The following is a 5,915-nucleotide window of genomic DNA, read 5'->3' on the forward strand; positions in this document are numbered from 1 at the left end:
AATATCATGTGCAAGTGCAATAGTTTCAATAAGGTCAAGATTGAGATTAAGTTTGATACCAATTGCTCGGGCGATCTGACATACCTCAAGTGTATGTGTCATACGACTTCTAAAGTGGTCGCCTTTAGACGATGTATATATCTGTGCCTTATCCACCATGCGACGAAATGCACGGGAAAAAATGATACTATTACGGTCAATCTGGAATTCTGAAATGCCCAATTCGTTGTTTGCATCAGCAAATATTCTTTTGCAATCTTCATTTGTTTGTGCAAAAGGATGCATGTTACGGTAGTTTGTTTCATGAGTATTTTTCGAAAAAGCTATACCATGTGTGATTGACGGCTCGAAAAACATGATATCCTGTTCCAGTTGATCCAAAAACTTTGTGCTCATTTCCATCTTTGCTAAATAGACATCTTGCTCAAAGTCGCTCTTTAGATCAACAATAAAGTTCTTCATAAAATTCTGTACTACAAAGGCAGAATCGCATTTATGTTTAGCTACATAAGTTATGTTCCCCCTGTCGTTTTTTGATCCCTCGGCCCAGAATAGTTTTATAGGGGAAAAATCTCCGGAGTTCTCCTTAAACGCTACAAAAATAACAAGCATAGTACTTCTATCTGACATGCTATTCAGACAATCAATATTAGCTTGTTTTAACCCTTCAACATTATAAAACTTATTTTCTTGGTTTACGAAAGATTGCTCCAAATGGTTTTCTGACGTTATACCTTCCAGTAGCTTTATTAATAAAAACTCTTTTATTTCCATAATAGTAATACCCTCCAAAATAATCATATCATAAATCGTGGTAAAACCTGTTAGACTAGTAAAGCTTTGATTAAATTAGCTGATGGCGGTTCACCCAACTGTTCTTCCAGAGCACGTTCAATCCTTGCTGCAATATGTCTAACTATATCAATAGTTACGATTGTTCATCTACGTCATTTAAAGGTGGAACTTTGATTATCGGAGTAAATGCCTTTTCGTTTATTTTTATCATATTGTAACTTCTGGCATCCAGGCTTTCAATTGCAGTTCTCGTGTCCGTATCCTTTATTGTTATTCCTATAATGACCTGTTTCCAACCCTCAACATCAATTATTCCTTTAAAGAACGCCTTCATATTCGATATCACAATACTGTGTTGATCGGGCTCATCAAATATCAAGATGCCTGGATGATTTCCAAGATGAGTATTTGATGTTTGAAGCAAAGCCATCGTAAAGGCCCAAATAGCTCGAATATTATCACTAGCTGATGAATCAAATTTCATATCGAAATTATTGATTACAGGTAAATAAGTATCTCGTGAAATAGATATATCATCTATATTCGAGACACTTTTATATCCATATGTTCTAAGATCATTCTTGAAATTGCTCTCAAATGAACTTAACTTTTTCTTGTCTTCTAATGTAAATTTTTCTTTAGGAATTTGCTCCTTCTCGTCTAAGTATTTTCTCCAACGTTCTGAAAGTTCCGTAAGTTTTTCAAGAGAATCATTAACAGTATTTTGGAATTTCTCTAATTGTTGTATCTCATTACCTAACTCAAGTTTTTTATAGACAATAGATTCGGATAATTCCTCGTCTACTGCATAAAGATCACTTCTTAAAGAAAGAGCTAATCTTCTGAGTGTGAACAAGCTCCTCTCAAAATGAGAAATTGAATTCTTCAATTCCGCTTTAGCTTCGGAATGGCCGTTCAGTGCAAATTCAAACATTTCTTTCTGAGCAACTAGATGTTTTATATTTTCATCAATACTCATTATATGAAATTCATTGGCCAAAGGTAAAAGTGTATCAGCAATTGCCTGATTGCAAACAGGGCAAATACCCTTAATTATTTCAGATCCTATGTCTGCTCCAAGGTTCTTTAGCCTTGCGGCGTCTTTATTATTAGCTATGTCAATCTTGATAGTATCTAAACTCTCTCTAAGACTTTTTATACTTGCATCTTCCATGCTTAGCTTTGTTCTAGCTTCATTAATCTTGTTAGATATTAAATCGATTTGCTTCTCTGTTTCATCAAGCTCAACTTGCAGCTCATCAAAATTATCTACAATTTTAGGTTTCAGCGAAGAAAGCCGACTCAATTCATCTCTCAGGTTTAAGATGTAGGAGTTTATCTCTTGTCTATTGATGTACTCTATGGAAACCTTAGCTCGTACAGCTTCTTCAAGAATTCGTGGTGAGTTGGGAAACCCTGAAATAATACACTGGGCAGACCTGCTGTCAGCAATGAGAGCCTGTACGATATCATTCCAAGACTTTTCAATCTCATTTTTTTCATCTGTCAAACTTATCTTTTTCTTTTCATTTTCAATAGTATCAAGATTAAGTATGTACTCAACAGTGCGCTGCTTAGCCTCTTTAATACCTAAATTAGGCATTCCTGAAAATATGTCTGCCCATCCACGCTTTTGTTCAATAAACATACTTGAAAAAAGCAGTTGTAAGTACAATTTGCTTTCCGAATCACTGTAATTATTAACGTAGGGTAATTCCAAACCCAAATACCGTTCTAAAAATGTGTGAAATCCCTTTTCTCGAGTTGCAGAATTGGGCATATGTACATACATATCATCATAATCCACAGAACCTGTTTCCACATCAGCAAGGCAGCCAAAATATACAGTAACTAAGCGCGAATCTCTATTTTCCATTTTTGCAGTACGATACAAGGTAATGATATCTGTTCCGTTATATACTTCCAAGTATACTTCAGATTCAAGGGTGTTAAAGGTCTTTGAGTTGTACTCAATGGAGTTCTTATACGCTGACGTCAGAACCTTTTCGCCCCTGCCGCCTATTATCTCTTCAAAACCTAAAGCATAGTATATCCCCTCTATCACTGAACTCTTTCCACAAGTATTGTCGTCGCTGGCAATAAAATTAATGCCTTGCATGAAGGTATGGTCAAAGCCAGAATCTTGTTCCGCAGTACGTATCGTAATTTTTAATCTATCAATTTTAAGCATTCGAATACCTCCACAAAGACATTATGTCCTTAATTTTAGCCTCTGTAAGTTTATTTGAAAGCGAATCAAGTCGCTCTTTTTCTCGTGCCATCAACTCAATATCTTCGTCAATTTTACTAACGAATTTTTTTCCTTTGTCCGTCAAGCGATATAATCCATTTGCCTGTTGTGCAAACATACTGTCTCCCAATGCATAGTTCAAAGCTCTATTTACTGCGGGATCGAATCGAATAGGCGTATATTCATGGGTTCTATCATTTGCGAAGTCGATTAGTATATTCATGTCACTTTCAAACGTTAATGCTAAAGAGATCATGTGCAGCTTTAGAATGGAGCATCCACCACGTCCACATGACTTTGCTAAAATTAAGCACAACTGCGCAACCTTATAACTTATTCGATAATTATAAGGTACTGCTTCAGGTCTATCAGTGAATAGAATTTTATCAACTGAATCAAACAACTTATCCATAATAAATCACCCTCTTCTAAATTCCATCGGACAATCCGCTAACCACGCGCCAACCATATCATGTTTTAATTCCATTATTGACGACGTAGTAAAATACTTGTCAAATTCTAGACTCAGTTTTTGCTCAAATTCACCTAAAATCTCATTAAAAATACTCATGTTGAGTGAGCGATCTTGATTCATTTTTGTCTTTAAACTAACCTCACTTTTACATGCCCGCTCTAGTGTATAAATGTGCTCATATATTTCCGGAAAATCAGCCTGCAGCATCCGCAAAACCTCAATACCCTTAATATAATACGCGACATATGCTCCAACTACATCCTTAAAGTCTTCATCATCATCGTTCACTGGATTCATCACAGCTTTGATTTTCCGTTGTATGTTATGTACTTTTTCAGAAGGGCATTTATCCCAAGGTATAGTGTCAAAGCTTTTGACAACAACATTTAGCTTTGTATCCGTTATTGTCTCTCGTATAATCTTTGAAAACTCAACCTTGAAATCTTCTGCTACTTTAATCACAATCACAAAGTTGTCATCCAGATGATCATATTCTTTTGGTTTGCCAGATTTCCCTCGAAGAATTTCATTACGCTTAGCTGTGGCATGTTGCAATAGTCGATTATCCTTATAGAAAGGAACCACATAATGCCACTGTTTTATTGTGGGTACTCCAAGGTCTTTCAGTCTCTGTTTATATATTTGATCTACCAATTTGTTTATATCTTTTGTAAGTTTATCGCGCTGATGCTCATACAGCTCATCATCATTGTACTCACGCTCAGGGCAATAGCATTGATACACGATGCCTGTTTGGGTATAACCTTCGATACCAGCATCACCCCTGTATGCAGCAGGTATTTTTTGATAGTTATCACTTTGGTAACGTATGCGATAGCATGCATCGCACCATTCTTCCCAAGCATCTCCAGTAAGTGGAGTTTTAATAAAACTCAAAATCATGCTTTAACTACCTCCAAATGCCTAAAGGAATTGAGTTTGTCAAATCCGGCTCATTTTGCAGACATTTTATATCAACTATCATTTCTGAACTGTCCGAGATTAACTGAATTTTAGCCAGACTCAATGGATTGTAAATTTTCAACAGTACAGCTTCTTTATTTATAAAAAATAGCTTTTCGCCAATAAATAAACATTTTCTTTCCCACACATTGATACCTCCTGTAGCTTGTCGTCGCACATGAAAATCATTAGAAGATCTTCATTTCTTCAAGCTTTGATCATTGTGGACCAAGACATATGGCTACAGAAAACTATATTCGTGTGTACCCTGTTCTTAGTTCTTATTTGCATTTTGATTCAGGTTTTACTGCATCCTTTGGTATTGCCTAGGTGTCGGTGTTGGCAAAACGGACAGCACCGGGAATTGAGCACATAACACCTGCGCCCAGCGTGCTGTGATTCCCCATTTTTCGGCTGCCTCTTTCACAGTAATATAGTCCATAAAAACAACCTTATGGAGGAAAATCTTGTATATTTTATTATATATCGAAAAATGAATAAAACAATGCATTCACCGAAAAAGCAAAATTTTCCTCGGAAATTACAGATACGTCACATATAAATTTGTAGGCAAAGCTTTTATGCACAAAAACTCCGATACCATGCCCTATCATTGGGAGCTTTTCTATACAAATGCTCATTACAGAAATTCTTACACTGAGCTTTTGAAGCTACAGTAAATAAGCAGAATAAGATTCTCAGCAACTTTGGGAGCTCGAGAGCTTTATTCTAATTATTTTCCCGCACTGATTCCCTGTTCTATTTCCGTCCCATCCTTAAACCTCACCAATAGCCTACTTTTTGATATGACAGTAATCTTGTCAATCAGCTTCCGGACGATTATATCGTCAAACTCTGCAATTTCAGCTATACATGCTTCTAAGAACTCCATCATATCTTTCAGTGAAAAGGCTTGGTTGTTTAATGCGTGTTTATGGGCAGTTTGTTTTTTGATCCGCTTTTTTATGAAACGCTTATTCAGGATTAAGTGATTGATCGCATTAACAACGCCCTCACGCAAATATTTTTCTTTTATCGTAGGTGACTCCAAGCAAAACTTTTTACCATACTCCATCCGATTATTGCACCGCCATGTCACTTGGCTCTCGCCGGAATGGTATCTTTTATAGCTTGCACTGGTTACCCGTCGATAAAATCTGCCACACTCGCCGCATACCACGATTCGGCTGAGTGCATATTGGCTGTACCTTCCTTTTTTTATTTTTGTATTTTCTACGTTGTATATTTTCGGCGCATCGCTTCTGTGCTTTTTTTCAAACTGCACCCGGTCAAAAAATTCTTTGGAAACAATGGGGTCATGGCTGTTCTTCACATAATACTGAGGGACGATGCCGTCATTGATCACTCTTTTTTTCGTGAGGCAATCTACGGTATAAGTCTTTTGCAGCAGAGCCTCCCCCATATATTTTT

General features: G+C 36.6%; 6 protein-coding genes. All 6 read right to left on the minus strand.

The annotated features are described in order from the left end of the window. Positions 1-774, minus strand: a 774-nt coding sequence (locus DSOL_RS29330; protein ID WP_235839003.1) for an HD domain-containing protein, incomplete at its 3' end; no start/stop codon positions are given. A gap of 154 nt (positions 775-928) precedes the next feature. Further along, positions 929-2,986 carry a coiled-coil domain-containing protein gene (locus DSOL_RS25335; protein WP_075367484.1) on the minus strand — a complete coding sequence of 686 codons (2,058 nt, stop codon included), beginning with the start codon at positions 2,984-2,986 and terminating at the stop codon, positions 929-931. After that, positions 2,979-3,458, minus strand: coding sequence for a hypothetical protein (locus DSOL_RS25340; protein WP_083643059.1), 480 nt, complete (start codon positions 3,456-3,458; stop codon positions 2,979-2,981). The genes DSOL_RS25335 and DSOL_RS25340 overlap by 8 nt, the downstream gene beginning before the upstream one ends. A 6-nt stretch (positions 3,459-3,464) precedes the next feature. Continuing rightward, a complete protein-coding gene (locus DSOL_RS25345) occupies positions 3,465-4,424 on the minus strand; it encodes a hypothetical protein (RefSeq protein WP_075367486.1) in 960 nt (319 codons plus the stop codon). A 7-nt stretch (positions 4,425-4,431) separates the two neighbouring features. Next, complete coding sequence (locus DSOL_RS25350; protein WP_075367487.1) at positions 4,432-4,632, minus strand: hypothetical protein; 201 nt, start codon at positions 4,630-4,632, stop codon at positions 4,432-4,434. Positions 4,633-5,217: 585 nt separating this feature from the next. Continuing rightward, a partial coding sequence (locus DSOL_RS25355) for a recombinase zinc ribbon domain-containing protein (RefSeq protein WP_170871624.1) occupies positions 5,218-5,915 on the minus strand: 698 nt, incomplete at its 5' end.

It is taken from the genome of Desulfosporosinus metallidurans, from assembly GCF_001936615.1.
In the GTDB taxonomy this organism is placed as follows: domain Bacteria; phylum Bacillota; class Desulfitobacteriia; order Desulfitobacteriales; family Desulfitobacteriaceae; genus Desulfosporosinus; species Desulfosporosinus metallidurans.